Here is a 24,971-nt window from a genome sequence, read left to right on the forward strand (position 1 = left end):
CACTGTCCCTAGGTGCGGGGCCCGCTTTCTACGGGGGCCACCCCCCCCCCCCCCCACCCCCCCGCCCCCCCCCCCCCCCCGCCCCCCCCGCGCGGGGGGGGCGCCCGGCGGGTGGGCGTCACCCGAAGAAACGGGCCAGCTCCGAAGGACTCGGGACCGCTTGCGAGGCGTCGGCCGACGTGGTGCCGCCGACCGCCTCGTCCCCCTCGTTTGGTTCGTCCGCGTCCCCCGGCCGCGGCACCGGTACCGGCTGTTCCGGCGGGTCGGACTCGCCGTCGCCGTTGACCACCGAGAACATCCAGTTGGCCGCCGCGAGATGGTCCACGACCGCCGCCAGCAGGTAGTCGGTGACGCCCCATTCGGCGGCCTCGCCGTCGGTGTCGCGGATGGTGGCGCTGTCCCGCGGCAGGTGCTTGATCAGGATCGCGAGCCGGCGTGAGGAGAGTTCTCCCCGGTGCCAGTCGAGCAGGTCCACCCCGTAGTGCCGGAGCAGATCCGCTTCGAGAGCCTCGGCGTGTTCATCGGCGAACGCGACGAGGCTCAGTCTTCCCCCAGGCCGAGCCCGGTCTCCTTGCCGTACGCCTCCAGGATGGCGGCGATGTCCTGCATGGTGACGTCGAGCTGCGCGAAGCGGGCGAACTGCTTCTTGCCCAGCAGGAGTTCGAGCAGGCCGTCGACGTCGTTGTCGTCCAGTCCGCGCAGCGCGCGGGCGGTGACGCGGGTCAGTTCGGTCGGCAGCTCGAAGGTGTCGCCGTCGATGGTGAACGACCAGGAGCGGCCGAGCGCCTCCATGCGCTGGGCGCGGGCGGCGGACACGTCGAAGGTGGCCATGGAATCTCCGTTTCGGGAAGGAAAAGGGGGCCGCACCGGCGGCCCGGTCGGGCGCGTCGCGGTGCGGCGGTTTCGGTACGTGCTGACGTGCGGGTGCTGCGGGTGCTGCGGGTGGTGCACCCCGTGCGGGTCACTGGCCGTGCGGGCTGGGGCTCGCCGGGGTCGTGCGGCAGGGAAGTCACGGGGCGCCGTCGCGCCGGCGGGGCCGGAGCTCCGGCGCCCCGTGGAGTCGCGCCCCCGGAGGCCGGGGGCGGCGGGGTCACACCTTGGCGTACGACGGGTCCTTCATGACGAAGGTCGCCAGCGGCTGGGTCTCGCCGGAGGACAGCGCCGTGAAGGTGACGCCCAGGGAGGCGGCGGCCTTGCGGGCCAGCTTGATGTCGTCCGACGCGGTGACCTGGCCGCGCGGGATCACGAACCGGTAGGTGACGTCGAGGCCGTCGTGGAACTCCAGGCCGAGGGCGCGCTCGTCGAACTGCGGGCCGTCCGGCACGTTGTACGAGTAGACCCCCGGGTTCTCGGTGGCGTTCACCGCCGAGACCGTGTCGCCGCCCATGAAGAACGGCAGGGTGTCCTCGTTGAACTGGAGCATGGCGAACTTCAGCGTCAGGTCGCGGTCCGCGTAGATGAAGCGGGCCGGGCTGACCGCCTGCCACGTCTCGACCGGGTCCAGCTTGTCCTTCTTGGAGAAGGTCACGCCGTCGGTGGACGTGTAGCCGAGGTCCCGCCACACCGCGCTGTCCCAGTCGGCCGCCGGGTCGTTGGAGAAGGCGGTCGGTGCCGGGGTGCCGGCCGGGGCCACGAGGATGCGGCCCGTTCCGGCGATGCGGATCTCGGACGAGTTGTTACCAGCCATGAAGGTGGCTTCCTTTCCAGGGGTGGTGCCCCCGCGGGCGGGGGCCGCCGTATCCGGGGCGGATACGGCGAAGGCCCCGCCGGTTCGGTCCGGCGGAGCCTGGTTCGTGGGGGCGTCGCGCGGCCCGGTGATCGGGCCGGACGCCGGTGCTCCCTCCGGCGTGGGTGCCCGGAGGGGCGGTAGGTGCGTACGGGCGGCGGCGCGGGGCCGTCAGTCCGTGCGGACGGTGAAGCGGAGGATGCAGAGGTACCGGTTGGCGCCCGCGTAGATGTAGTCGGGCAGCCAGCGCGGGCCATCCTCCTCGATCACCTCGCTGACGAACGAGGTGCCGAAGACGGTGCCGGTCGCGGCCAGCAGCGTGGCGCGGGCCGCGTTGGCGAGGCTGTGCGCCACCGACTTCTCCGGCCCGTAGACCTCCAGCTGGATCAGCGGTCGGTCCACGTGCAGGTCGTCGACCCAGGCGCCGCCCATGCGGGAGATCAGCACGGCCTTCTGCGTCCCGTCGAAGCCGGCCGGCGGTGCGTCGTCGACGTACGCGTCGCTCAGCTCCGGGCGGGTCCTGAGCAGGTCCCGCACGATCGCCTGGACGTCCGGGAACGTCCCTGGCGCGGATGAGGGCATGGTGGTCACTCCTTTGTACGGGCCGGGGACGGACGTCCGTGCGTACGGCCCGTACGCACGCCGGACACGGCGGCGGCGGAACCGTGCCCCTCGGAGGGAGGTGGGCACAGCTCCGCCGCTGCACCCATAGTGATCCATGAATTGCGTGCGCGCAACCAACTTGGGTGCGCCGCGACCGTGGAGTGTTCGAACGCCTGAAGGGTGGAGGGCTGGTGAAGGCCGCGTCGCGGCGTCATATGCCAACCCCTCGGACCTGGTTCTGCGTTATCCTGAACAGCCGATTCGAACATAAATTCGATCGGTGACGAACATGGCATGGACCGACGCAGGCGTAAGGACGGTGTGGGGTCGTGACGACGAACAGCGAATGGGGGCCGGTCTCCGGCGGTGAGCAGTCGTGGTGACCGGGGAGCCGGGGGAGCGGCTGGCCGACGTGATGGCCGCCGCGGTCACGGTGGCCGTGGAATCGGCGGAGGCCGGGCGTTACACCGGCGAGATGGGCAGAACCCTGGCCGCGGTCGTGGGCGAGGTGGGGGCCCGGATCGTCGGCGAGGCCGAGCTGCGGGGCTTCTCCTCCGGCTGGCAGGAAGCGATGGCCGCCAGACCCGCCGCGGTACGACCTCTCCGCGCCGCCAGAGCCCACGCCTGAGGCCGGCGCCCCGGCCGGGTTCTCGGCCGCGGCCCCCGGCGTCGCACGGACTCGCCGCTCCGGACACCCCTCCGCGACCCGCTCGCCGCGCCCGGTGCGCGCCCGGCGGACACCGCGCACGGGCCGGGCGGCCACCGCCGGCGGCCGGGCGCAGGTCCGGCGCCCGGACGGCCGACCGGTCGCCGGGACATGCGAAACGCCGGACGGCCACACGGCCGTTGGACACGTGAAACGCCGGATGGCCACACGGTCGCCGGACACGCGAAACGCCGGGCGGCCACACGGTCGCCGGACACGCGAAACGCCGTGCGCGCACCGGAACGCGCGAGACACCGGACGCGTCAGCTCGACGCCGGACGCTTGCCGTTCGGGTGCGCCGACGCGCCGACTCGCCGGGTGCGGGCATACGAACGCCCCCGGTTCCCTGTGCGGGAACCGGGGGCGGAGTGCTGTCGGGCCGCTGCCGGCGCGTGTCCGGTGCGTACGCGGTACGCGGCACGCGGCACGCGGCACGTCGGTCGGGGCGGCCGTGGCGGCCCGCCCGGTCCTCACGGAGTGGCGGCACGTCCCCGGGGGACGCGCCGGGCGGCGCGCTCGGCCGCGAAGACGTCCTCCAGGCGGTAGAGGTGGGCGCGACCCTGCTGCCCGGAGGGTCGCAGATGGCCCAGCTGCACCCACTTCCTGATCGTCGCGGGCACCACCCCAGCCTCCTGCGCCGCGAGGGCACTGGTCACCAGGGCGACGCCGGACAGGGCGGCGCCGGGGTTGCGGGAAGTGCTCACCGGGCCACACTCCCGGCCGGGGCGGCGGAGGCGGAAGCAGGGGCGGAGGTGGTGGAGGCGTCAGCGTCGGAGGAGCCGGCGGCGGCGGTCGCGGCGGCCCAGGCGTCGCGTTCCCACAGGTGCCGGAAGGCGGGATCGGTCGCGCAGTCGCACGCCTCGTCCCCGCACCGGCAGCCCGGGTTCACGCAGAGCACGGCCTCCCGGTCGGGGAAGGCGCGCAGGGAGACCGAGTCGCACCACGGGCAGCGCCCCGGCAGCCGGACCATCGTCTCGGTCTCGCCGAGGGCGCGTGCGCAGCGCCGTGCCATCCGCCGCAGTTCGTCGCGCGCGTGCCGGGCCAGCGTCGGGTCCTCTGCGGTGTGGCCGAGCAGCCCGGCGATCCGGGAGAGCCGTTCGGGCACCGGGGCCCGCCGGGGGCGGCCGAGCCCCAGGCGGCCGAAGAGCGCCTCCTCCAGCTCGACCACGCCGTCGGTGATGTCGCGCAACGCGTCCGAGATGTGCAGCCGCACCGGGGCCGCCGAGTGGCCGGGGACGGCGAGCCCGCGCTGTTCGTTGCGCAGCGCCTCCGCCCGTTCGGTACGGGTCAGAGCGGCGCGGGCCGCGCGCTCCGCGGGCCCGGGGACGTGCCGGACGACGGTGGGGCGGCTGCCCGAGGACGGCGCCAACTCGTCGAGCAGGTCCGGGAACTGGCGGGCCAGACCGGTGGCCCAGAGGGCCGCGTCCCGGGCGATGCCGGTCCCGTCCGCCGGCTCGGCGGGTCCGGGGGAGGCCCCGTACGGGCCGGTGGTTGCGGGAGCCTTCGTCTCACCCATGGCGGGCTCTCTTCCTGCGCGTGGTCACGCGCTTGTGTGCTGGTCTTCCGGAGTGCTGGGTTCTGCTCTTCGAACGGGGCGGCCTACCCAGCGGGTGGTTCAGGCTGCGCGACGCCGGTGGCCGCCGCGCTTGCCCAGGGAGACGGGGCGCCCGTTGCGCCAGAGTCGCCCCGCGCACACCCCGTCGAACCAGGTGTCGGCCGGCGCCACCGTCTCCTCGCACTGCCGGGCGACCGGGCACCGGGCGCAGGCGCCGAGTGCGGGCGCGGCCTCGGCCGGCTTCCGGGCGAAGACCGTGTCCGGGGGAAGGCCCAGGCAGGCGGCCGACGCGGTCCAGGTGTCGGACGGGAGGGAGAGGAAGGACAGGTCCACAGGTGCTCCTGGTGCGCGGATGTCGACTCGATACGGGAGCGGCGGAACGGGCGGGAGGGGTTCGGCTGCTGGTCGATGCAGAGTGACAGATTGCGTGCGAGCGCGCAACGTAAAACGAGCAGAAGGATCACTTTCGGTCGACTGCGGAGCGTGACGGAACGGCTGCCGTATGCGCCGAAGAGTCAAGAGTTCGACCGGATCTCCACATTGCGCACGCGAAAGCTCATAATTCTTCGCGCGCAAGCGCGGTAGCCTGGCCTTCGCTTCGGAGGGAGGCGAAGGCCTGTGACCGTCAGTGAACTGGAACAGTTCACGGCCTGGATCGAAGACGTGATCCGGCGGCGTGGATACGACATCGACAGCCCGCGCGGCGGCGGGAAGTCCCGCCTCGCCGACGAGGCGGGAGTGCACCGGGCCGCCATCACGCGGCTGTTGCAACGGCAGAGCATGCCGGACCTGGAGACGATGCGCAGACTCGCGCACGTCCTGGGCATCCCCGTGCGCGAGATGCTCATCCGCTCGGGCCGGCTGACCGAGGAGGAACTGCCGCTGCCCCCGGCGCCGGACGCCCACGACCGGCCGGGTGCGGGTGGGGCCGAGCGGATCACGCTGGAGGAAGCCGCCGCGGCACTCGGCGTCCCGGCCGACCAGCGGGAGATGTTCATGAGGGTCGCCGGACAGTTCCTCCCGGCCGAACCGGTCGAGCAGGAGTTGCCCGCCCGGCGGACCCGAAGACTCTGACCGGGTCTCCCGTCGCCTTCCGTGGCAAGGGCCGGTGGCGGAGGCCCACTTGAGCGCGCCCCCGCGTACATGCCGTGCGCGGGGATTCGGCCTGCCCGGAGCGGGAGCGGTGCCGGGACGACCGGCGTCTAAGCTGTTCGGGGCCTGTTCAGGGGCAGAGCCGGTGGCGTCCGGTTCCTGTTCAACCGTGGTGGAGGCGGTAAGCCCGGCACAGGGGGACCGTGCTCCGCAAAGGGGCCGGTGCTGAAGGAGAACGTCAGGAAGAGCCGCGCATGGTCGAGGGCGAGAAGGGCTCCCGGCAGGCGAACGGCCCGTCCGAGGCCGTGCCGCGACAGCGGCGGTCGGCGGTGGGCGGCGCGGAGGGGGACGAGGCGATGCCCTCCGGCGACCTGGCCCGGCTGCTCGCCGCCGTCGGCATCCTGCTGGGCGGACACGCGCCGGGGGATCTGGTGGTTCTCCCGCGCGAGGACGTCGAACGGCGCGAGTTCGCCGCGTACGGGAAGGGCTGGCGCGACGCGATGGCCCAGTACGACGAAGTGGCCGCACGGGTGGGGTCCCTTCCTGCGGAGGGCGGCGACCGCACTCCGGGGCAGGCCGCGGTCATCCCGTTCCGCCGCAGGGGTACCTCTCGTGTCCGCGGGGTCGCACCGCGTGATGCCGGCACCGCCGGTGAGGTCCCCGGCCCGCAAGGACCGGCGGACCGCGCCCCCGCGGAGCACGTGGTCGCGGTCCCCGATGCAGCAGACTCGGTCCGTGTGAACCCCGAACCAGCGGACCCCGACCCCGTCGCCGCCGCGCCGAACGCCCCCGGGCGGGCCGCCCCCGCGCCCGCCGCGTACGAAGCACCCGAACCCGCCGTCGGCGAACCCGCCCCCACCGCAGCCACCCCCGCCGCGGAACCCGGACCCGGCGATCGCGCCCCCGCCCCGGACGACCCCGCCGCCGAACCCGGCCCGCCCGCTCCCGAGCCCGGCCCGCCCGCTCCCGAGCCCGGCCCGCCCGCTCCCGAGCCCGGCCCCACCACTTCCGAACCCACCCCCACCCCCGAGGCTCCCTCCTCGCCCGCGCCGGTGTTCGCCCCCAAGAACCGCCGCTCCAAGGTGCCCACCATTCCGCGGCTGATCCGGGCGCCGAAGAAGGGCCGCCCCCAAGGGGGTTGACCCCCGGCGCCGGTGCCGGGCCGGTCACTCGCCGTGCATGCAGCGTGACGCGGAACCGGTTCCCGTGGCCCGTGCGCGTACGGTGGGAACGGTGTGCGGTGTACGCCGCGCGGCTCCGGGGCGTGGGTCCGTGCCGCTGGACAGCATTTGTTTTGACCCAAGTCGATGAGGTAGGTACGCTCAAGCCTTGTGCCTGGGGTGTGCCTGGGCTCCGGTGCGTGTCCTCAACCGCATCGCGAGTCCGTCGGTAGCCACCGCAATCTGCGCCTTCTCTGCCTCCGGGCAGTGACTTGCAGTGTTCGACACACCCGACCGCGTGGGTCGGTGTGTGTTCCAGGTTAGTTTCACGAACGGCACACAGAAACCGGAGAAGTAGTGCCTACGATCCAGCAGCTGGTCCGGAAGGGCCGGCAGGACAAGGTCGAGAAGAACAAGACGCCCGCGCTCGAGGGTTCGCCCCAGCGCCGCGGCGTCTGCACGCGTGTGTTCACGACCACCCCGAAGAAGCCGAACTCGGCGCTCCGTAAGGTCGCGCGTGTGCGTCTGACCTCCGGCATCGAGGTCACGGCCTACATCCCGGGTGAGGGACACAACCTGCAGGAGCACTCCATCGTGCTCGTGCGTGGTGGCCGTGTGAAGGACCTGCCGGGTGTTCGTTACAAGATCATCCGCGGCTCTCTCGACACCCAGGGTGTCAAGAACCGCAAGCAGGCCCGCAGCCGCTACGGCGCCAAGAAGGAGAAGTAAGAATGCCTCGTAAGGGCCCCGCCCCGAAGCGCCCGGTCATCATCGACCCGGTCTACAGCTCTCCTCTTGTCACCTCGCTGATCAACAAGATCCTCCTCGACGGCAAGCGTTCCACCGCCGAGCGGATCGTGTACGGCGCGATGGAAGGCCTCCGCGAGAAGACCGGCAACGACCCGGTCATCACGCTGAAGCGCGCGCTCGAGAACGTCAAGCCGTCGCTCGAGGTCAAGTCCCGCCGTGTCGGTGGCGCCACCTACCAGGTGCCGATCGAGGTCAAGCCCGGTCGCGCCTCCACCCTCGCTCTGCGCTGGCTCGTCGGTTACTCCCGCGCCCGCCGCGAGAAGACCATGACCGAACGCCTCATGAACGAGCTGCTCGACGCCTCCAACGGCCTCGGCGCTGCGGTCAAGAAGCGCGAGGACACCCACAAGATGGCCGAGTCCAACAAGGCCTTCGCGCACTACCGCTGGTAGTCGCTACCCCCATCGAGACCGAGAGAAGACTGAGCCTTATGGCCACCACTTCGCTTGACCTGGCCAAGGTCCGCAACATTGGGATCATGGCCCACATCGACGCGGGCAAGACGACCACCACCGAGCGGATCCTGTTCTACACCGGTGTGTCTTACAAGATCGGTGAAGTCCACGACGGCGCTGCCACGATGGACTGGATGGAGCAGGAGCAGGAGCGCGGCATCACGATCACGTCCGCCGCGACGACCTGCCACTGGCCGCTGAACGATGTTGACCACACCATCAACATCATCGACACCCCGGGTCACGTCGACTTCACCGTCGAGGTGGAGCGTTCGCTCCGCGTCCTCGACGGCGCCGTCACCGTGTTCGACGGTGTGGCCGGCGTCGAGCCCCAGTCCGAGACCGTCTGGCGTCAGGCGGACCGCTACGGCGTGCCGCGCATCTGCTTCGTCAACAAGCTCGACCGGACCGGTGCCGAGTTCCTCCGCTGCGTCGACATGATCGTCGACCGCCTCGGAGCGGTGCCGCTCGTCATGCAGCTCCCGATCGGCTCCGAGGCCGACTTCACCGGCGTCGTCGACCTCGTGTCGATGAAGGCGTTCGTGTGGTCGGACGAGGCCGCCAAGGGCGAGATGTACGACACCGTGGAGATCCCGGAGTCGCACACCGAGCTCGCTCAGGAGTGGCGCGGCAAGCTCCTCGAAGCCGTCTCCGAGAACGACGACGAGATGATGGAGCTGTACCTCGAGGGCGAAGAGCCCACCGAGGAGCAGCTGCACACCGCGATCCGTCGGATCACGCTGGCGTCGAAGGGCGGCGCGGGCTCCGTGACCGTCACCCCGGTGTTCTGTGGCACCGCGTTCAAGAACAAGGGCGTTCAGCCCCTGCTGGACGCGGTCGTCCGCTACCTGCCCTCGCCCCTGGACGTCGAGGCCATCGAGGGCCACGACGTCAAGGACCCCGAGGTCGTCGTGAAGCGCAAGCCCTCGGACGACGAGCCGTTCTCCGGCCTGGCGTTCAAGATCGCGAGCGACCCGCACCTCGGCAAGCTCACCTTCGTCCGGATCTACTCCGGTCGCCTGGAGGCCGGCACCGCGGTGCTGAACTCCGTCAAGGGCAAGAAGGAGCGCATCGGCAAGATCTACCGCATGCACGCGAACAAGCGTGAGGAGATCGCGTCGGTGGGCGCCGGCGACATCATCGCCGTGATGGGTCTCAAGCAGACCACCACCGGTGAGACGCTGTGCGACGACAAGAACCCGGTCATCCTGGAGTCCATGGACTTCCCGGCGCCGGTCATTCAGGTCGCCATCGAGCCCAAGTCCAAGGGTGACCAGGAGAAGCTGGGTGTCGCCATCCAGCGCCTCTCGGAGGAGGACCCCTCCTTCCAGGTGCACTCCGACGAGGAGACCGGCCAGACCATCATCGGTGGTATGGGCGAGCTTCACCTCGAGGTGCTCGTCGACCGCATGAAGCGCGAGTTCCGCGTCGAGGCGAACGTCGGCAAGCCGCAGGTCGCCTACCGCGAGACGATCCGCAAGACCGTCGAGCGCATCGACTACACGCACAAGAAGCAGACTGGTGGTACCGGCCAGTTCGCGAAGGTGCAGATCGCGCTCGAGCCCATCGAGGGCGGCGACGCGTCGTACGAGTTCGTCAACAAGGTCACCGGTGGCCGCATCCCCCGTGAGTACATCCCCTCGGTGGACGCGGGCGCCCAGGAAGCCATGCAGTTCGGCATCCTGGCCGGTTACGAGATGGTCGGCGTCCGCGTCACCCTTCTCGACGGTGGTTACCACGAGGTCGACTCCTCCGAGCTCGCCTTCAAGATCGCCGGTTCGCAGGCGTTCAAGGAGGGTGCCCGCAAGGCGTCCCCCGTGCTCCTGGAGCCGATGATGGCCGTCGAGGTCACCACGCCCGAGGACTACATGGGCGATGTCATCGGCGACCTCAACTCCCGCCGTGGCCAGATCCAGGCCATGGAGGAGCGCAGCGGCGCTCGCGTCGTGAAGGGCCTCGTGCCCCTCTCGGAGATGTTCGGCTACGTCGGAGACCTCCGCAGCAAGACCTCGGGTCGCGCAAGCTACTCGATGCAGTTCGACTCCTACGCCGAGGTTCCGCGGAACGTCGCCGAGGAGATCATCGCGAAGGCCAAGGGCGAGTAACTCTCCCGAGCTCACGCTTTAGGCTTGTCACCGGAGCCCGGTGGGGCATTCGACGCAGAACACCAGTTGTGCGGAGAATGCCCCCGGGACCCGGCATCCCAGCAAAGATCACCTGGCGCCGATGAAGCAAGGCGTACAGAACCACTCCGCAGGAGGATCCCAGTGGCGAAGGCAAAGTTCGAGCGGACTAAGCCGCACGTCAACATCGGCACCATCGGTCACATCGACCACGGTAAGACGACCCTCACGGCCGCCATTACCAAGGTGCTGCACGACGCGTACCCGGACCTGAACGAGGCCTCGGCCTTCGACCAGATCGACAAGGCTCCCGAAGAGCGCCAGCGCGGTATCACCATCTCCATCGCGCACGTCGAGTACCAGACGGAGTCGCGTCACTACGCGCACGTCGACTGCCCGGGTCACGCCGACTACATCAAGAACATGATCACGGGTGCGGCGCAGATGGACGGCGCCATCCTCGTCGTCGCCGCGACCGACGGCCCGATGCCGCAGACCAAGGAGCACGTGCTCCTGGCCCGCCAGGTCGGCGTTCCGTACATCGTCGTCGCCCTGAACAAGGCCGACATGGTGGACGACGAGGAGATCCTGGAGCTCGTCGAGCTCGAGGTCCGCGAGCTCCTCTCCGAGTACGAGTTCCCGGGCGACGACCTTCCGGTCGTCAAGGTCTCGGCGCTCAAGGCTCTTGAGGGCGACGCCGAGTGGGGCAAGACCGTTCTCGACCTGATGAAGGCCGTCGACGAGTCCATCCCGCAGCCCGAGCGCGACGTCGACAAGCCGTTCCTGATGCCGATCGAGGACGTCTTCACGATCACCGGTCGTGGCACCGTCGTCACCGGCCGCATCGAGCGTGGTGTCCTCAAGGTCAACGAGACCGTCGACATCGTCGGTATCAAGCAGGACAAGACCACCACCACGGTCACCGGCATCGAGATGTTCCGCAAGCTGCTCGACGAGGGCCAGGCCGGTGAGAACGTCGGTCTGCTCCTCCGTGGCATCAAGCGCGAGGACGTCGAGCGCGGCCAGGTCATCATCAAGCCCGGTTCGGTCACGCCGCACACCGAGTTCGAGGCCCAGTCCTACATCCTGTCGAAGGACGAGGGTGGCCGTCACACCCCCTTCTTCAACAACTACCGCCCGCAGTTCTACTTCCGTACCACGGACGTGACGGGCGTTGTGACCCTTCCCGAGGGCACCGAGATGGTCATGCCGGGCGACAACACCGTCATGAACGTCACGCTGATCCAGCCGGTCGCCATGGAAGAGGGCCTGAAGTTCGCCATCCGTGAGGGTGGCCGGACCGTGGGCGCCGGCCAGGTCACCAAGATCGTCAAGTAATCACTTGACCGTCTGACCTGGTAGCTCCGCACAAGAGCACCGAGAGGGGCCCCGGCCCGCCGCGCGAGCGGTGGGACGGGGCCCTTCTGCATGTCCGGGGGACGTGCGGGGGTGCGTCGGGATGCCTCGCGGGATGTCCGGCCGCGGACCGGACCGGGACATGCCCGGGGCGGGGCCGGGACATGCCCGGTCGTGGGCGCGACGCGCCGGGCCCCGCCCCCCGGTTCCGTACGATCCGCCTGCGTCGGCCTACTTCCGTACGACGGCGTCCACGCGTCCGGCCAGTTGCTCGACCGCGTACTCGATGCTGCGGGGGGTGGGGTCCGCGAGCGCCTGGGCGAGCGTCGGGTCGAGCCGGACGTAACGGCCCTCCTTCACCGCCTTCAGCGACCGGAAGGCGGGTTGTTCCTCCAGGGTCCGCATGGCGTCGTCCGCGCCGGTGGCGAAGACCAGGTCGGTGTCGGCCACCGCGAGATCCTCGTACGCGAGATAGGTGCGGCCCGGATAGCTGGACGGCGGGAGCTGGTTGAGCACCTCGTCCAGCTTCAGGCCGAGCTTGCCGAGCACGCGGCCGGACGGGTCCTTGCGGGAGTTGGCGGCGCCGACGCCGTGCGGCATCGGGTTGAGGAGCAGGCTGAACCGTTCGCCGACGAGGGCGGGGTGCGCAGCCCGCGCGTCGGCCGCCGCCTGGTCGGCCGCCGCGATGAGCTGTTCGCCCCGGTCGGGCACCCGCAGCGCGCGGGCCACGGTGCGGGTCATCGCCTGCCAGGAGTCGGTGTCCGGGCCGATCGTGTAGTGGACCACGGGGGCGACGGCCGTGAGCGCGGTATAGCTGTCCGGCAGGCGGCGGTCGCCGACGGCGAGGATGACATCGGGCTTGTACGCGGCGATCCGGGCGACCGGATCGCCGGCGGCGGCGGAGAAGAGGACGGGGCGCTTCCCGGTGAGGGACTTCGCCGTCCAGGGCAGTACGGAGCCGGCCGTGCCCTCCGCCTCGGCCATCGCGACGGGTTTCGTCCCGAGCGCGACGGCGAGGTCGGCGCTGGTGGTGTCGAGCGCGACCACGCGGCGCGGGGTGCCGGTGATCTTCGCGGTGCCGAGTGCGCCCTCCACGGCGACCGTGGCCCCGCCGCCGGGCGCGGACTCCTGACTGCACGCCGTGACGGAGACGACGACCGCGACGGCGGCGAGCAGCAGCGCACCGGGACGTCGGCGGGCGCCGCGCGGGGGCGTGCGGGTGGCGCGGCCGCTCATGCCCGTCCCCCGGCGTCCCGCACGTCCCGGACCTCCTGGACGTCCCGGACCATGAACACGTCCACCGGGTCCCACGGCTCCCGCTGCTGTTCCACGAACCCGTGCCGCTCGTACAGGGTCCGGGCCCGGCTGCCCCGCAGGACGTTGAGGCGGACCGGTCCGCCGCCGGCGCCCACATGCCGGTCCGCGCGGGCGAGCAGTGCGCGCAGCACCTCGCCGCCGAGGCCGCGGCCCTGGTGCGCGGGGGAGAGCATGAAGTGCTCCAGCCACCAGCACGGCCCGTCCGGGCCTTCGGCGGGACGCAGCGCCGCGCAGCCGGCGAGTACGCCGTCCACGAGGACCACCGAGGTGTGGTGCGGCGTCCAGGCGTCCCGCAGCCGCTGCCGGACGCGCCGGGCGTCGTACCGCCCCAGCCGTTCCAGATCCGGCCGCATCACGACGGCCCGCAGCTCGGCCAGGGCCTCGACGTCGCCGGGCGTCGCGGGGCGCAGGGCCCATGCGACGGCGGTGGTGTTCTCCATGCGACAAGTATTCGACACGGGGCGGATGTACGACGGGCCGGGGCCCCGTGCGGGCCGTACCCGTGGATTCCCGGCCGTCTCCCTACGGCTCTCCCCTACGGCTCGCGTCGCGCGTGCCGGACCGCGGCGGACGCCGAGCGCGTCCAGCCGCGGCCGGGGATCTCCTCGAAGCGGTCGCAGAACCGGTACAGGCCCCGGACGCCGGCGGCCCCGGCCGCCAGGGCCAGGGCCCAGGACAGCACGTCCGGCCCGGTTCCGCGTTCGGCGACGACGAGCGCGAGCAGGGTCACCGCACCCATGCCCAGGCCGTACGGGTGCGCGGTGGGGCGGTAGAGCGAGGTGCGCGGGGCCCGGCGGACCCGGCGGGGCCCGGTGGGGTGGGAGTGTCCGGGCGTGTAGGCGGTCTCCGCCTGGTAGCGGTCGGTGACGCCCCAGACGACGTGTCCGCCGTCGGTGACCAGAGCGGCGCCCATCGGCTCCTCCGGGTCGCCCCAGGAACCGCCGGCCGACGCCCAGCACAGCCATCCCTCCTGTCCCTTCAGGGCGATGCCCGGCTCCAGGTCCAGCCACCGGAAGCGGGTGTTCTTCCCGTCCACCGTCCGGAGCGCGTAGCTCCGGTCGTCGGCCGTCAGCACCAGCCGGCGTTCGGCCCAGGTGACATCGCCCCCGCCGTCCCACCGGGCCTCGCCCACGCGTACGCGGCGTGCGGCGACCGCTCCGGCGGCGGCGTCCCGGCGCAGTTCGGCGGGACCGGCGTGCGGACCGCCGAGGCCGTCGGCGAGGCTGACCAGCCAGGTCCGCAGAAGGAACAGCGACAGCAGGCCGACGAAGCCGGTGAGCAGCGGCATGGCGGGTTCCAGTGGACCGGGGTGGGCGTCGATCGTGCGGATCACGACGAGCGGCAGCGCGGCGAGCATCAGGCCGGCCAGCAACGTCGGCCGGATGCCGCGACGGCGGGGCAGCCGGGCGGGGACGACGGCGGGGACGACGGCCGAGCCGGGGGCCGCCGGCGGCGGCGGGAGGACCAGGGGCGGAGCGAGCAGCGCACCGATCCACCAGAGTGCGGTGAATACCGCCGTCAGGGCCGTCGTCCGCACCGCCGGGTCCTGCCAGAAGCCCAGTTCGGGCATGGGGAACATCAGGTTCGCGGTGGTGAGCGCCCCGGTCACCAGCGCCGCCGTCCCGGTCACCCGGCACCACCAGGTCGCCCGGCGCGGCAGCGCCGCGCGGTCCTCGTTCTTCTTCATGGATCCGTCCCCCTCGGGCGGCCCACCGGGTGGTGCGGCCCGGCCGCCCCCGGACCCGGCCGCCGTGTTCGCGCGCCCCGCCCCGCGGTCCGCCGGTGCGTGTGTCCTCGCGGCCGCAGCCTACGCCCGCATCCATGTGCAGTGAACGGATCTCGCCCGGCCGACGGTTCCAGGGCACTGAAACCGCCGTGAAACCGCGCTGAATGCGCCCTGCCGCAGTCTTCTCCGCATGACGACGACACCACCGCAACTCGCCATCGCGGCCCAGGGGCTGCACAAGGCCTACGGGGACAAGAAGGTCCTCGACGGCATCGACCTGTCGGTCCCGGCCGGCACCGTCTTCTCGCTGCTCGGCCCGAACGGGGCCGGCAAGACCACCGCCGTGAAGATCCTCTCGACCCTGATCACCGCCGACGCCGGAGAGGTGCGGGTCGGCGGGCACGACCTGACGGCCGACCCGCAGGCCGTGCGGGCCGCGATCGGGGTCACCGGCCAGTTCTCGGCCGTCGACGGTCTGATCACCGGCGAGGAGAACATGCTCCTCATGGCGGACCTGCACCACCTGTCCAAGGCCGAGGGCCGCCGCGTCGCCGCCGAACTGCTGGAGCGGTTCGACCTCACCGAGGCCGCCAAGAAGCCCGCGTCCACCTACTCCGGCGGCATGAAGCGCCGGCTCGACATCGCCATGACCCTGGTCGGCGGCCCGCGGATCATCTTCCTCGACGAACCGACCACCGGCCTCGACCCGCGCTCCCGGCACGACGTGTGGAAGATCGTCCGCGAGCTGGTGACCGGCGGCGTGACCGTCTTCCTCACCACCCAGTACCTGGAGGAGGCCGACGAACTCGCCGACCGCATCGCGGTCCTGAACAACGGCAGGATCGCCGCCGAGGGCACCGCGGAGGAGCTCAAGCGGCTCATCCCGGGCGGTCACGTCCGGCTCCGGTTCACCGACCCGGCGGCCTACCGGTCCGCCGCCGACGCCCTGCGCGACGCGGCCCGCGACGACGACGCGCTCACCCTCCAGATCCCGAGCGACGGCAGCCAGCGCGAGCTGCGCTCCATCCTCGACTGGCTGGACTCGGCCACCATCGAGGCCGACGAGCTCACCGTCCACACCCCCGACCTCGACGACGTCTTCTTCGCCCTCACCGGCAACGACGCCCAGCACAGCGTGCCCACCCAGCCGGGCCAGGCCCGGCCGGACCAGACCTCCAAGGAGACCGTCCGATGAGTTCCCTCTCCCTCGCCGTCCGCGACTCGTCCACGATGCTGCGCCGCAACCTGCTCCACGCGCGCCGCTACCCGTCGCTCACCCTGAACCTGCTGCTCACGCCGATCATGCTGCTGCTGCTCTTCGTCTACATCTTCGGCGACACGATGAGCGTCGGCATCGGCGGCGGGGGCAGATCCGACTACGTCGCCTACATCGTCCCCGGCATCCTGATGATGACCATCGGCGGCACCGTCGTCGGGGCCGCGGTCTCCGTGGCGATGGACATGTCCGAGGGCATCATCGCCCGCTTCCGCACCATGGCGATCCACCGCGGCTCGGTGATCGTCGGGCACGTCGTCGGCAGTGTGCTCCAGTCCGTCGCCGCCGTGGTCCTGGTCGGCGCGGTCGGCGTGGCCATCGGCTTCCGGTCCTCCCACGCCACCCCCCTGGAGTGGCTCGCGGCCTTCGGCCTGCTCGTGATGTTCTCGGTGGCGCTCACCTGGATCGCCGTCGGCATGGGGCTGGTCAGCCCGAACGCCGAGGCGGCCAGCAACAACGCGATGCCGCTGATCCTGCTCCCGCTGATCTCCAGCGCGTTCGTCCCGGCCGACGCGATGCCGGGCTGGTTCCGGCCGATCGCCGAGTACCAGCCCTTCACACCGGCCATCGAGACCCTGCGCGGTCTGCTGCTCGGCACCGAGATCGGCAACAACGGGTGGATCGCGGTCGCCTGGTGCGTCGCACTGACCGCGCTCGGCTACCGCTGGTGCATGGCCTCGTTCAACCGCGACCCGAAGTAACGGGGATGAGCGCACGGGCCGCGTCCCACAGCCCGTCCCGCCCGAGGGCGGCGTACTCCGACACCGCGTCGGCGTACGCCGCCCCGTCGGCGTTCTGGGACAGCTTCCGGGCCCGGTCGGAGGACATCGTCGGGTGGAACTCGCGCATCGCCCGCAGCCGTTCGGCCAGCGCGATCATCCGCACCGCCCGGCCCGCGTCCTCGCCGGACACGCCCACGGCCTCCCCGCCCACGGCCTCCCCGCCCACGGCCTCCCCGTCCCCGGCGTCCTCGCCTCCGGCCGTCCGCGAGGCGAGCGCGACCACGCCCAGGGCGTGCAGCGCGGTGCCGATGTGCGGCAGGTCCATGGGGGAGCGCGCGGGCCCGTCGACCATCGCCGACAGCCGCTCCCGGACCCGGTCGGCCATCTCCGCGACCAGCCCGGCGCGGCCCGTGTACGCGTGCGCCGTCACCGCCGCCGCCTGCACCTGGAGCGTCCACGGGCCGAGCCAGGTCTCGTCGCCCTGCGCGGCGGCGGCCGCCAGCGTGCGCTCCACGGTGGAGCGCCACAGCCCGAGCCCCACCTCCGTCAGCCCGCGGGTGAGCGCGATCTCGGCGCGGGCGCCGAGGTCGGTGGTGTACAGGGCGTCCTGCGGAGAAGTGGCCTCGTCTTCCGCCAGCCGGAGCCAGTCCTCGGCCTCGTCCGGGTCGCCCCGGTGCAGGCAGGCCAGGACCAGGGCAGAACGCAGCCCGATGTTGTCCCGCCCGTCGCCGAGCCGCGGCAGCATCCCCAACGACACCCGCAGATGCGCGTACGCCTCGTCGCTCTGCTCGGTACGCAGGCACAGCTCGGCCAGCCGGGAGTGCGCCATCAGCTGCACGGTCGGGTTGTCGACGGCGGCCAGCGCGGCCACCGCCCGGCGGGCCGAGGTGATCGCGCTGTCGAAGTCGTGCTCGTACTCCCAGACGTAGGTGGCCATGCACTCGGCGATGCCGGCGACCAGCGGGTACCTGTCGTCCCCGGCGCACAGCCCGCGCAGGACCGTGTAGTGCGGCGGACGTATGTCGGGGACGGCGCTCAGCACCGCCGCCGTGGCGCGCAGCAGGGTGTCCGGCGGGGCCGGCGGAAGCCGCCGCAACGTGACCAAGTGCCGCACCGCGCGCGGGCCCTGGACCATGAGCAGCAGCGCGGTGCACATCACCGCGGCGGCGCGGGCCACTTCGACGTACTCGGGCTCCGGGTGGTAGTGCGACAGCGCCTGTCCGGTGTCGGCGGCGAGGGCCGCCAGGCGCGGGTAGTTGGAGTCGGTGGACCAGAGGGCCGACAGCGTCGCGGTGAGCGCGGCGAGGGTGGGCCCGTCCTCGCGTGCCAGCGCGTGCCGCAGTGCCGGTACGAGATTGTCCTGCTCGGCCCGGATACGCTCCCAGGCCGCCTGCGGCTCGACACCGAACAGGAAGTCGTGGTGCGCTACCCCGAAGTCCCGTGCCCAGAGCAGGAAACGGTCGACGGCCAGGTCCTCCTCGCCCGCCTCGGTGCGCCGGGCCGCGCTGAACTCGCGTACGGTCTCCAGCATCCGGAACCGGACCCCGGCCGGGGCGTCCACCACGGTCAGCAGCGACTGGTCGACGAGCTGCTCCAGCAGGAACAGGGCGTCCTCGCCCAGCACCTGTTCCGCCGCCCCGCCGGTGAAGCCGCCGGGGAAGACGGACAGCAGCCGCAGCGCCGCCCGGCCGTCCTCGGCGAGCAGGTTCCAGCTCCAGTCCACGACGGCGTGCAGCGTGCGGTGCCGCTCCGGGGCGTCCCGGGCCCCGCCGCGCAGCAGCGCGAACCGGTCGCCGAGCCGGCGGGCGATCTCCGGGACGGACAGCACCCGCACGCGCGCGGCGGCCAGTTCCACCGCGAGCGGCAGCCCGTCGAGGTGGCGGCACAGCTCGGCCACCGCGTCCGGCGGGAGCTGCACCCCGCTGCGGGCGGCGCGGGCCCGCTGGGTGAACAGCTCGACGGAGGTGGCGAGTCCGAGTTCCGGCAGGGCGTAGACCGCTTCCGAGGTGAGCCCCAGCGGGGCCCGGCTGGTGGCCAGCACCCGCAGGTCCTCCGACGACCGGAGCAGCGTCTGAACGAGTTCGGCGGCGCCCCGGACGACCTGCTCGCAGTTGTCGAGGACCAGCAGCGCGGGGCCGGAGCCGAGGGCGCCGAGGATGCCGGTCACCGGGTCGGCCGGGGCGAGCCCGCCCATGGCCCCCGGCCGGCCGTCGCCCGCGCCGAGCGCCGAGGCGACCTCTCCGGCCACCTCCGCGTCGGTGGCGACGGCCGCCAACGGCACGAAGTGCACCACCCGCTGTGCGGCGCGGCGGCTGACGGCGTGCGCGAGCCGGGTCTTGCCGAGGCCGCCCGGACCCATCACGGTGACCGCGCGGGACCCGCGCAGCAGCAGCTCCACCGCCGCCACGTCCTCGTCCCGGCCGAGCAGCTGATTCGGCTCGTGCGGTACGCCGTGCCGGGCGACAGGAGCCTCCCCGCGCAGCAACTCCCGGTGCACGGCCCGCAGTCCGGCCCCCGGACTGGTGCCCAGCTCGTCGCGCAGCTCGCGCCGGTACGCCTCGTAGCGGGTGAGCGCGGCGGACGGCCCGGCGGTCGCCGCCTCGCCGCGCAGCAGTTCGGCGAGCACCTCCTCGTCGCGCGGGTGGCGCCCGGCCGCGACGGCCAGGGGCCCGGCCGCCTCCGCGTGCCGCCCGAGCCGGGCGAGAGCGAGCGCCCGCGCGCGTACCAGGGCGTCGCGCACGGGGGCGCGCTCGGCGCGCAGCGCGTCCACCGGGTCCTCCGCGTCGCCGGGGTCGTCCGAGGTCCCCTGCCACAGTGCGAGCCCGGCCTCGGCGGCGGCCAGCGAACCCGCGTGGTCCCCGGCCCTCGCCCGGTCGGCGCAGGCCGCCGCGTGCAGCAGCAGCGCGGAACTGTCGACCTGCGCCTCGGGCAGCGCGAGCCGGTAACCGGTGGGTGTGCTGACGATCAGGCCGGCCCCCAACTGCGCGCGGGCCCGGGACACCAGCACCTGGAGCGCCTTCCCCGGCCGCTCGGGCAGTTCGCCCGGCCACAGCCCCTCCACCAGCCGCTCGGTGCCGCACCCCGCCCGCAGGTCGCCCGCGAGCAGTGCGAGCAGGGCCCGGAGGCGGGGCGCGGTGACCTCCTGCCCGCGATGGGCGACGCGCGGCAACAGGGTCAGGTCGGTGGTCACCCGTGCAGATTAGCCAAGCCGACGGCCCCCGAACCCCGCGTCCCCGAACCCCGCGATGAACCCGCTGTCGTCAGCGTCTGCCTCTGCCGGCGGAACGAGGTCCGGCCCACACGCACGGCCGGTGCCGGAGCTGATGGCATGGATCGGACAAGGACGCCGGAGGGCTTATGCGGCAGCGGTCGGTGCGGGAAGATCAAGGGGACGTGGTGCGTCAGCACGTGTACCGGGGGGTTTCATGATCAGTTTGGGTGTCTTCGTCGGGCTGCTGGCCGCGCTGGTGGTCTTCCTGATCGTCACGCTGGTCCGACGCGGCAACCGTGCCACGGAGAACGCCGACGGCCTTCTCATCGAGCAGGCCCGACGGACGCAGGCCCACGACGACCGTTCGTCCTACAGCTCGATGACGGTGCACAACACCTTCCCGACGACGAGGGATGCTCGCCGTCCGTGACGGACAGCGCTGTGGCCCCCGCCCAGAGAGGGCGGGGGCCACAGCGCACGGGGGTGCCTGTCCGAGGCCTTCGGGTCAGGCGTGGCGACGGTTACCGCTGATGACGCGGTACAGCGCGAGCAGGATCATCGAGCCGACGATGGCGGCGATCCAGGTGGAGAGCTCGAAGAAGCCGTCGATCGAGTCGACACCGAAGATGACCTTGCCGAGCCAGCCGCCGAGGAGGCCGCCCGCGATGCCGATGAGCATCGTGATGATGATGCCGCCCGGGTCCTTGCCCGGCATGAGCGCCTTCGCGATGAGGCCGGCGAGCAGACCGATGATGATCCAGGCAATGATGCCCATGTTGCGTCTCCTACCTGGTCGTATAAAGACTGTGTCAGAACATCGTCTGTACCGTGCCGGGCTCTTCAAACGGCCTGCGCCAAAACTTTTCGCAGTGGGCCCGCCGACCGGGCGCAGCGCGGGGACCGTCTCATCGGGGCGGTGACCCGACGCGGGCGGGGACGGTGGGGATGTCCGGTCCCGCAGTGGTGCAACCGCCGCAGCGTCCCGGCTCCGGGGCCCGGTAGGCGCGGTCGCAGCCCTCGCAGTTCTGCATCGGGTGCGGCGGATGCGCGGCCGTGGACGGGCTCCCTGCCGGGGCGGGCGGCAGCAGGTCGGTGAGACGGTGGCGCAGGAACTTCGCCGGGTACTTCACCGGGTGCGGCAGATCCCTCACCAGCGTCCGGCACAGCGTCTCGGGCCGTACGCCCCGCTCCAGCCAGGGCAGCACGAGCGGCGCGAGACGCCCGATCTCACCCTCGCCGAGGGCCAGCTGCCGGTCCCGCTCGCGCAGGCCGCCGAGCAGCGAGGTCGCGGTCGCCAGCTGAGCGGGGTCGGCGCCTGCCGGTACGGTCTCGGGCTCCCGGCGGGGGAGCCTGCGCGGGCCGGGCCCCGAGAACTCCCGGGGCGGTGGAGCGGACAGGGCCGTAGCGGCGGGCTCCTGTCCGGGTGCCTCGACCGGTCCGGGCGCGGCCGTCGGGGTCAAGGGCGGTACGGGAACGGGAACGGGTGCGGGTACGAGCGCGGGGGCGGGTACGACGGCCGGTACGGGAACGGGTGCGAGGACGGCTGCCGGTACGGGTGCGGGGACGGGTACGGCTGCCGGTACGGGCGCGGGCGCGACGGCCGGTACGGGCGCCGGGGTGATACTCGGGACGGCGACCGGGCGGGGGGCCGCCGGGGAGGGCTCGGGGGAAACGCCCATCCCGCGCATCAGGGTGGTCACCGACGCCCCCAACGGGGAGATCGGGTCGTGCGCGGCTCCCGGGACCCCGCCCTTGTGGACACGGGCCCACCGGGACCTCAGGTGGGCCGGAGCCGCCTCCCTCGGGGGGCGGGCGTACCCACCGCCCCCGGACGCCCCGCGCTCCGGCGTCCGGTGCTCCGTCGATCCGCGCCCGGACGACCTCTTCGCCGGTCCGGCCCCGGGGCGGGGACTGGAGCCGACCCCGGCCCTCGTCCCCGCCCCGCCTGCTGCCACCGCCGCGCCTGCGAGGGCGGCACCCTTCGGCTGGTTGTACGAAACCGTCCGGGTCACGATCCGGCCGTCCGGCAGCCGCTCCCGGCGGCGGGCTAGGTAGCCCTGCGCCTCCAACTCCCGCAGAGCCGCCGCGATCCGCGCTTCGCTCTCCGGAAAGCGGGCGGAGAGGAACTTGATGCCGACGCGCGCCCCGGCGGGCAGCGACTGGATGTGGGCGGCGAGCCCGATGGCCAGCAGCGACAACTCACGGTGCTGGGAGAGGTGGTTGCCGATCACGGTGAAGCGGGCGGCGTGGCGCTCGTTGACGTGGACGACACCGGCGAGGGGACCGGTCGAACCGGTCGGGGCGCACCGGGGCGCGGTAACCTGCGGGCTAGCCATGGGGAAGGCTCTTCTCTTCCTGAATGGTCAGGCCCTCGACCGGGATTCTCAGTTCCGTCGGGGGCCGTCTCGTGTCTGTCTCGGGCTGAGCATAAGCCCGCCAAGCCGCCCCAAAGCGACCAAAGTTGGCAGATCTCACCCGTGCGGGTGACCAGGGGACCGGGGAGGGTGGGGAGGGTGATTTCCCTCGTTCTCAAAAGCCTTTAACCGCGCGGCCCGCCACGACCCGCGAGGCCACGACCTGGTCGCCCGCGACCCGGTCCACCACGCTCAGGCCCACCGGGTCGCGGTCCCTGCGACCCGGTGGTTCGCGGCCCGTTCCGGCGCCTCACGCCCCCACGACAGCGACCTCCGCCCACACGGTCTTCCGGGGGGACGGCCCGTGCTCCACGCCCCAGTCGACGGCCAGCGCCGCGACGAGCACCAGCCCCCGCCCCGATTCGTCGTCCGTCTCCGGTGCCCGTACGCACGGCAGCAGATCGCCCCGGGTGTCCACGACCCCGACACGCAGCACGTCCCCCGCGAGGGTCATCAACAGCCGGAAGTCCCGGCCCTCGACGTGGCCGTGCGAAACGGCGTTGGCGGCCAGCTCGGCCACCACGAGTGCGGGCGTCTCCAGCGGGAGACCCCAGGACCGCAACTGCTCGGTGGCCAGAAGCCGGGCGAGCCGCGCACCCCGAGGGGTGGCGGAAAGCTGAATGCTGAACTGTCCGGCGCGTGCGCGCGGTTGGGTGATTTCTCGGTTCACGTGACTCAGCGTGGCGGGATGTCTCTACGCTGAGAAGCATCGACGTGAGTACGGACGGTGACTGTCCAGTCGGCGGCCGCTCCTGTCCAAGGAGTACGGGCGAGCGCCCGATGTGCGGGAAGGCGGGAGCGATGGAGGCGAACGACGACGAGGACCGTACGGCCTACGCCCAGGACGAGGCGGACGCCGGCGGCTTCGGGCTGGAGGACGACTCCGGCGCGGTCATCGCGGCGGTCGGCCGCCAGATCCGGCTCTGGCGCGAGGCCGCCGGAATGCGCCCCGGGGAACTGGGCGTCGCCATCGGCTACAGCGAGAACCTGGTCTACAAGGTCGAGTCGGGCACCCGCATCCCCAAGCCCGAGTTCCTGGACCGGGCGGACGAGGTACTGGGCGCGGGCGGCAAGATCTCCGCCATGCAGAAGGACGTGGCCGAGGCCCGCTACCCGAAGAAGGTCCGCGACCTGGCCCGGCTGGAGGCGGACGCGGTGGAGATCGGGTCGTACACGCAGCAGACACTGCACGCCCTGTTGCAGACGCCCGAGTACGCCAGAGCCCTGTTCGGGACGAGGCGCCCCCTCTACTCCGAGGACGTCATCGAGCGAGCGGTCGCGGCAAGGCTTTCCCGGCAGGAAATCATGCAGAAGGGCCGCACCACGCCGATCTTCAGCTTCATCCAGGACGAGGTGAGCCTCCACAGGCCGCTGGGCGGCAGGGAAGTTCACCGGCGGCAGCTCGAACATCTACTGGAAGTCGGGAAACTGCGCAATGTGGAACTGCAAGTGCTGCCCACCGCTCTGGAAGACCACGCCGGCCTCATGGGAGGCTTTCGAGTGTTCAAGCTGAGCAACGGCGACTCGGTGGGTTACACCGAAGTGCAGCACCTCAGACAAGTTGTCTCTGACGCCAAGGAAGTTCAGGTGCTTGAGATGATCTACGGGAGCCTCCGAGCGCAGGCGCTCGCGCCGCCGGAGTCGCTGGCTACTATCGAGAAAGTGTTGGGTGAGACATGAAGAGCGAGGCCGCCGTGGACAGAAGCGAACTGTCCTGGTTCAAGAGCAGTTACAGCGGTAGCGATGCCTCCTCCGACTGCGTCGAGGTGGCGTCGACCGGCGCCGGTACCGGCGTCCACGTCCGCGACTCCAAGAACGTGCCCGGCCCTCAGCTCGGTTTCGGCGGTGCCGCGTGGGCGGACTTCGTGGCGTACACCTCGCGGGGGTGATCCCGTAGCGGCAGCACCGTCACCGTGAAGCGACTCATCCGCGTGGAACGACCACGCCCCCGCGTCACGTCCCGGGCTCCCGGTCCCAGCCCAGCGCCAGGATCGTCAGCGGGACGGCGACTGCCGCCGTGAGGACCGCCGTCATGATCACGGAGGTCCATCCGTCCTGGACGAAGTTCGAGACGATGCCCAGTGCTCCGGGGACGAGGGCCACGGCAGCAAACTTCCCCGTGCCGAACGGGACCCGTGGGGAGACGGACAGTCCCTCCGACGCGCGGCGGATGCGGCGGTGGCTGCGGAACGCGGCGACGAGGCAGAGGGCCGACAGCCAGAGGCCCGACAGGGCGAACCCCGCCACCGGTGAGGCCATTTCGTCGGGCATTCCGCCGTTCACCTCCTCGGTGATCCCGCCGTGGCGCATGGAGACCGGGGTGGCCCGCCAACTCGTGATCTCCACCTCGGCCCCCGGTCGGATGCCGTGCTCCGCCAGTTCGCTGGGCAGCCCGAAGTCGACCGACAGCTCCGACGGCGGTGACTGGTGCTCCCGCACGATCACGCGGAAGACCCTCGCCTTGCCGGACCTCGTCTCGCCCGCGGAAACGACCGTCGCGCCCACGGTCCACAGGCAGTCCGCCCCGGCCGGTGACTCCCCCTCGCCGCAGGGCCGCGCGCCGAGGTACGCCTGCTCGTCCGCGACCAGCCCGCGCACCAGGTGGGCCGTGCCCCCGGTCGGCGCCAGCAGCACCAGCCCCAGCACCAGCCACACCAGCGGCCTGTACCGGGGTTCCCGCCCGTACCGCGCCGGGCGTCCCGGCCCGGTCGCTCCCGCT

The 24,971-nt window shown here is 72.1% G+C and carries 27 protein-coding genes; 12 read left to right on the top strand and 15 right to left on the bottom strand.

What is annotated here, in order from left to right:
• Positions 1-118 precede the first annotated feature (118 nt).
• The 4 genes from Q0994_RS10855 to Q0994_RS10870 all read right to left on the bottom strand — a co-directional run bounded on the left by Q0994_RS10855 (position 119) and on the right by Q0994_RS10870 (position 2,308).
• A complete protein-coding gene (locus Q0994_RS10855) occupies positions 119-475 on the bottom strand; it encodes a hypothetical protein (protein ID WP_299532170.1) in 357 nt (118 codons plus the stop codon).
• Positions 476-540: 65 nt separating this feature from the next.
• The gene (locus Q0994_RS10860) at positions 541-831 is read right to left on the bottom strand and encodes a hypothetical protein (protein WP_299532172.1); all 291 of its coding nucleotides are present in this window, start codon (positions 829-831) and stop codon (positions 541-543) included.
• Positions 832-1,090: 259 nt separating this feature from the next.
• Positions 1,091-1,687: a phage tail protein gene (locus Q0994_RS10865; protein WP_299532174.1), complete on the bottom strand. Its 597-nt coding sequence runs from the start codon at positions 1,685-1,687 to the stop codon at positions 1,091-1,093.
• Between the two features lie 210 nt (positions 1,688-1,897).
• A complete protein-coding gene (locus Q0994_RS10870) occupies positions 1,898-2,308 on the bottom strand; it encodes a hypothetical protein (protein WP_299532177.1) in 411 nt (136 codons plus the stop codon).
• A 436-nt stretch (positions 2,309-2,744) separates the two neighbouring features.
• On the opposite strand from Q0994_RS10870, the gene Q0994_RS10875 reads away from it, so the two are divergent.
• Positions 2,745-2,957 carry a hypothetical protein gene (locus tag Q0994_RS10875; RefSeq protein ID WP_299533021.1) on the top strand — a complete coding sequence of 71 codons (213 nt, stop codon included), beginning with the start codon at positions 2,745-2,747 and terminating at the stop codon, positions 2,955-2,957.
• A 548-nt stretch (positions 2,958-3,505) separates the two neighbouring features.
• Here Q0994_RS10875 and Q0994_RS10880 read toward each other — a convergent pair.
• The 3 genes from Q0994_RS10880 to Q0994_RS10890 all read right to left on the bottom strand — a co-directional run bounded on the left by Q0994_RS10880 (position 3,506) and on the right by Q0994_RS10890 (position 4,923).
• Complete coding sequence (locus Q0994_RS10880) at positions 3,506-3,709, bottom strand: hypothetical protein (protein WP_299533023.1); 204 nt, start codon at positions 3,707-3,709, stop codon at positions 3,506-3,508.
• 26 nt (positions 3,710-3,735) lie between these two features.
• Complete coding sequence (locus Q0994_RS10885) at positions 3,736-4,551, bottom strand: hypothetical protein (RefSeq protein ID WP_299532180.1); 816 nt, start codon at positions 4,549-4,551, stop codon at positions 3,736-3,738.
• Positions 4,552-4,650: 99 nt separating this feature from the next.
• Positions 4,651-4,923 carry a WhiB family transcriptional regulator gene (locus tag Q0994_RS10890; protein ID WP_299532183.1) on the bottom strand — a complete coding sequence of 91 codons (273 nt, stop codon included), beginning with the start codon at positions 4,921-4,923 and terminating at the stop codon, positions 4,651-4,653.
• Between the two features lie 285 nt (positions 4,924-5,208).
• On the opposite strand from Q0994_RS10890, the gene Q0994_RS10895 reads away from it, so the two are divergent.
• The 6 genes from Q0994_RS10895 (at position 5,209) to tuf (ending at position 11,568) form a co-directional block, all read left to right on the top strand.
• Complete coding sequence (locus Q0994_RS10895) at positions 5,209-5,664, top strand: helix-turn-helix transcriptional regulator (protein WP_299532185.1); 456 nt, start codon at positions 5,209-5,211, stop codon at positions 5,662-5,664.
• A gap of 272 nt (positions 5,665-5,936) precedes the next feature.
• Complete coding sequence (locus Q0994_RS10900) at positions 5,937-6,824, top strand: hypothetical protein (protein ID WP_299532187.1); 888 nt, start codon at positions 5,937-5,939, stop codon at positions 6,822-6,824.
• 375 nt (positions 6,825-7,199) lie between these two features.
• Positions 7,200-7,571, top strand: a complete 372-nt coding sequence (gene rpsL, locus Q0994_RS10905; protein WP_003948652.1) for a 30S ribosomal protein S12 — start codon at positions 7,200-7,202, stop codon at positions 7,569-7,571.
• 2 nt (positions 7,572-7,573) lie between these two features.
• A complete protein-coding gene (gene rpsG, locus Q0994_RS10910; RefSeq protein WP_007445917.1) occupies positions 7,574-8,044 on the top strand; it encodes a 30S ribosomal protein S7 in 471 nt (156 codons plus the stop codon).
• 38 nt (positions 8,045-8,082) lie between these two features.
• Positions 8,083-10,212, top strand: a complete 2,130-nt coding sequence (gene fusA / locus Q0994_RS10915; protein WP_299532194.1) for an elongation factor G — start codon at positions 8,083-8,085, stop codon at positions 10,210-10,212.
• Between the two features lie 162 nt (positions 10,213-10,374).
• The gene (gene tuf / locus Q0994_RS10920) at positions 10,375-11,568 is read left to right on the top strand and encodes an elongation factor Tu (protein ID WP_299532196.1); all 1,194 of its coding nucleotides are present in this window, start codon (positions 10,375-10,377) and stop codon (positions 11,566-11,568) included.
• 249 nt (positions 11,569-11,817) lie between these two features.
• Here the strand turns inward: tuf and Q0994_RS10925 are convergent, their stop codons facing one another.
• From Q0994_RS10925 to Q0994_RS10935, 3 genes are all read right to left on the bottom strand, one after another.
• Positions 11,818-12,822 (bottom strand): ABC transporter substrate-binding protein, encoded by a 1,005-nt coding sequence (locus Q0994_RS10925; RefSeq protein WP_299532198.1) that lies wholly within the window; start codon positions 12,820-12,822, stop codon positions 11,818-11,820.
• Entirely contained in the window at positions 12,819-13,343 is a 525-nt protein-coding gene (locus Q0994_RS10930) for a GNAT family N-acetyltransferase (protein ID WP_299532200.1), read from the bottom strand. The genes Q0994_RS10925 and Q0994_RS10930 overlap by 4 nt, the downstream gene beginning before the upstream one ends.
• Positions 13,344-13,438: 95 nt before the next feature.
• Positions 13,439-14,590 carry a hypothetical protein gene (locus Q0994_RS10935; RefSeq protein WP_299532202.1) on the bottom strand — a complete coding sequence of 384 codons (1,152 nt, stop codon included), beginning with the start codon at positions 14,588-14,590 and terminating at the stop codon, positions 13,439-13,441.
• A gap of 229 nt (positions 14,591-14,819) precedes the next feature.
• Between Q0994_RS10935 and Q0994_RS10940 the strand changes: the two genes are divergently transcribed.
• Together Q0994_RS10940 and Q0994_RS10945 are read left to right on the top strand one after the other, a co-directional pair.
• Complete coding sequence (locus Q0994_RS10940) at positions 14,820-15,824, top strand: ATP-binding cassette domain-containing protein (protein ID WP_299532204.1); 1,005 nt, start codon at positions 14,820-14,822, stop codon at positions 15,822-15,824.
• On the top strand, positions 15,821-16,606 hold the full coding sequence (locus tag Q0994_RS10945) for an ABC transporter permease (protein ID WP_299532206.1): 786 nt from the start codon (positions 15,821-15,823) through the stop codon (positions 16,604-16,606). The genes Q0994_RS10940 and Q0994_RS10945 overlap by 4 nt, the downstream gene beginning before the upstream one ends.
• Here the strand turns inward: Q0994_RS10945 and Q0994_RS10950 are convergent.
• Complete coding sequence (locus Q0994_RS10950) at positions 16,587-19,817, bottom strand: BTAD domain-containing putative transcriptional regulator (RefSeq protein ID WP_299532208.1); 3,231 nt, start codon at positions 19,815-19,817, stop codon at positions 16,587-16,589. The genes Q0994_RS10945 and Q0994_RS10950 overlap by 20 nt on opposite strands.
• A gap of 235 nt (positions 19,818-20,052) precedes the next feature.
• On the opposite strand from Q0994_RS10950, the gene Q0994_RS10955 reads away from it, so the two are divergent.
• Positions 20,053-20,268 (top strand): hypothetical protein, encoded by a 216-nt coding sequence (locus Q0994_RS10955; protein WP_299532211.1) that lies wholly within the window; start codon positions 20,053-20,055, stop codon positions 20,266-20,268.
• Positions 20,269-20,343: 75 nt separating this feature from the next.
• On the opposite strand, the gene Q0994_RS10960 is transcribed toward Q0994_RS10955, so the two are convergent.
• The 3 genes from Q0994_RS10960 to Q0994_RS10970 form a co-directional block, all read right to left on the bottom strand.
• Positions 20,344-20,613 carry a GlsB/YeaQ/YmgE family stress response membrane protein gene (locus Q0994_RS10960; RefSeq protein ID WP_299532213.1) on the bottom strand — a complete coding sequence of 90 codons (270 nt, stop codon included), beginning with the start codon at positions 20,611-20,613 and terminating at the stop codon, positions 20,344-20,346.
• Positions 20,614-20,743: 130 nt separating this feature from the next.
• The gene (locus tag Q0994_RS10965; RefSeq protein WP_299532215.1) at positions 20,744-22,174 is read right to left on the bottom strand and encodes a hypothetical protein; all 1,431 of its coding nucleotides are present in this window, start codon (positions 22,172-22,174) and stop codon (positions 20,744-20,746) included.
• Between the two features lie 328 nt (positions 22,175-22,502).
• The gene (locus Q0994_RS10970) at positions 22,503-22,922 is read right to left on the bottom strand and encodes an ATP-binding protein (RefSeq protein WP_299532217.1); all 420 of its coding nucleotides are present in this window, start codon (positions 22,920-22,922) and stop codon (positions 22,503-22,505) included.
• 131 nt (positions 22,923-23,053) lie between these two features.
• Between Q0994_RS10970 and Q0994_RS10975 the strand changes: the two genes are divergently transcribed.
• Both Q0994_RS10975 and Q0994_RS10980 read left to right on the top strand, forming a co-directional pair.
• Entirely contained in the window at positions 23,054-23,932 is an 879-nt protein-coding gene (locus tag Q0994_RS10975) for a helix-turn-helix transcriptional regulator (RefSeq protein WP_363325549.1), read from the top strand.
• Entirely contained in the window at positions 23,929-24,141 is a 213-nt protein-coding gene (locus Q0994_RS10980; RefSeq protein WP_299532222.1) for a DUF397 domain-containing protein, read from the top strand. The genes Q0994_RS10975 and Q0994_RS10980 overlap by 4 nt, the downstream gene beginning before the upstream one ends.
• 64 nt (positions 24,142-24,205) lie before the next feature.
• Here Q0994_RS10980 and Q0994_RS10985 read toward each other — a convergent pair whose 3' ends face one another.
• Positions 24,206-24,907 (bottom strand): hypothetical protein, encoded by a 702-nt coding sequence (locus tag Q0994_RS10985; protein ID WP_299532224.1) that lies wholly within the window; start codon positions 24,905-24,907, stop codon positions 24,206-24,208.
• Positions 24,908-24,971: the final 64 nt, after the last annotated feature.

It is taken from the genome of uncultured Streptomyces sp. (genome assembly GCF_947488945.1).
In the GTDB taxonomy this organism is placed as follows: Bacteria; Actinomycetota; Actinomycetes; order Streptomycetales; family Streptomycetaceae; genus Streptomyces.

What these genes read in the sequence shown, in the direction of transcription:
- Q0994_RS10860 (WP_299532172.1), bottom strand. Translation starts at nt 831, where the DNA reads ATGGCCACCTTCGACGTGTCCGCCGCCCGCGCCCAGCGCATGGAGGCG.
- Q0994_RS10865 (WP_299532174.1), bottom strand. Translation starts at nt 1,687, where the DNA reads ATGGCTGGTAACAACTCGTCCGAGATCCGCATCGCCGGAACGGGCCGC.
- Q0994_RS10870 (WP_299532177.1), bottom strand. Translation starts at nt 2,308, where the DNA reads ATGCCCTCATCCGCGCCAGGGACGTTCCCGGACGTCCAGGCGATCGTG.
- Q0994_RS10875 (WP_299533021.1), top strand. Translation starts at nt 2,745, where the DNA reads ATGGCCGCCGCGGTCACGGTGGCCGTGGAATCGGCGGAGGCCGGGCGT.
- Q0994_RS10885 (WP_299532180.1), bottom strand. Translation starts at nt 4,551, where the DNA reads ATGGGTGAGACGAAGGCTCCCGCAACCACCGGCCCGTACGGGGCCTCC.
- Q0994_RS10900 (WP_299532187.1), top strand. Translation starts at nt 5,937, where the DNA reads ATGGTCGAGGGCGAGAAGGGCTCCCGGCAGGCGAACGGCCCGTCCGAG.
- rpsG (WP_007445917.1), top strand. Translation starts at nt 7,574, where the DNA reads ATGCCTCGTAAGGGCCCCGCCCCGAAGCGCCCGGTCATCATCGACCCG.
- fusA (WP_299532194.1), top strand. Translation starts at nt 8,083, where the DNA reads ATGGCCACCACTTCGCTTGACCTGGCCAAGGTCCGCAACATTGGGATC.
- Q0994_RS10925 (WP_299532198.1), bottom strand. Translation starts at nt 12,822, where the DNA reads ATGAGCGGCCGCGCCACCCGCACGCCCCCGCGCGGCGCCCGCCGACGT.
- Q0994_RS10930 (WP_299532200.1), bottom strand. Translation starts at nt 13,343, where the DNA reads ATGGAGAACACCACCGCCGTCGCATGGGCCCTGCGCCCCGCGACGCCC.
- Q0994_RS10935 (WP_299532202.1), bottom strand. Translation starts at nt 14,590, where the DNA reads ATGAAGAAGAACGAGGACCGCGCGGCGCTGCCGCGCCGGGCGACCTGG.
- Q0994_RS10940 (WP_299532204.1), top strand. Translation starts at nt 14,820, where the DNA reads ATGACGACGACACCACCGCAACTCGCCATCGCGGCCCAGGGGCTGCAC.
- Q0994_RS10945 (WP_299532206.1), top strand. Translation starts at nt 15,821, where the DNA reads ATGAGTTCCCTCTCCCTCGCCGTCCGCGACTCGTCCACGATGCTGCGC.
- Q0994_RS10955 (WP_299532211.1), top strand. Translation starts at nt 20,053, where the DNA reads ATGATCAGTTTGGGTGTCTTCGTCGGGCTGCTGGCCGCGCTGGTGGTC.
- Q0994_RS10960 (WP_299532213.1), bottom strand. Translation starts at nt 20,613, where the DNA reads ATGGGCATCATTGCCTGGATCATCATCGGTCTGCTCGCCGGCCTCATC.
- Q0994_RS10965 (WP_299532215.1), bottom strand. Translation starts at nt 22,174, where the DNA reads ATGGCTAGCCCGCAGGTTACCGCGCCCCGGTGCGCCCCGACCGGTTCG.
- Q0994_RS10975 (WP_363325549.1), top strand. Translation starts at nt 23,054, where the DNA reads ATGGAGGCGAACGACGACGAGGACCGTACGGCCTACGCCCAGGACGAG.
- Q0994_RS10980 (WP_299532222.1), top strand. Translation starts at nt 23,929, where the DNA reads ATGAAGAGCGAGGCCGCCGTGGACAGAAGCGAACTGTCCTGGTTCAAG.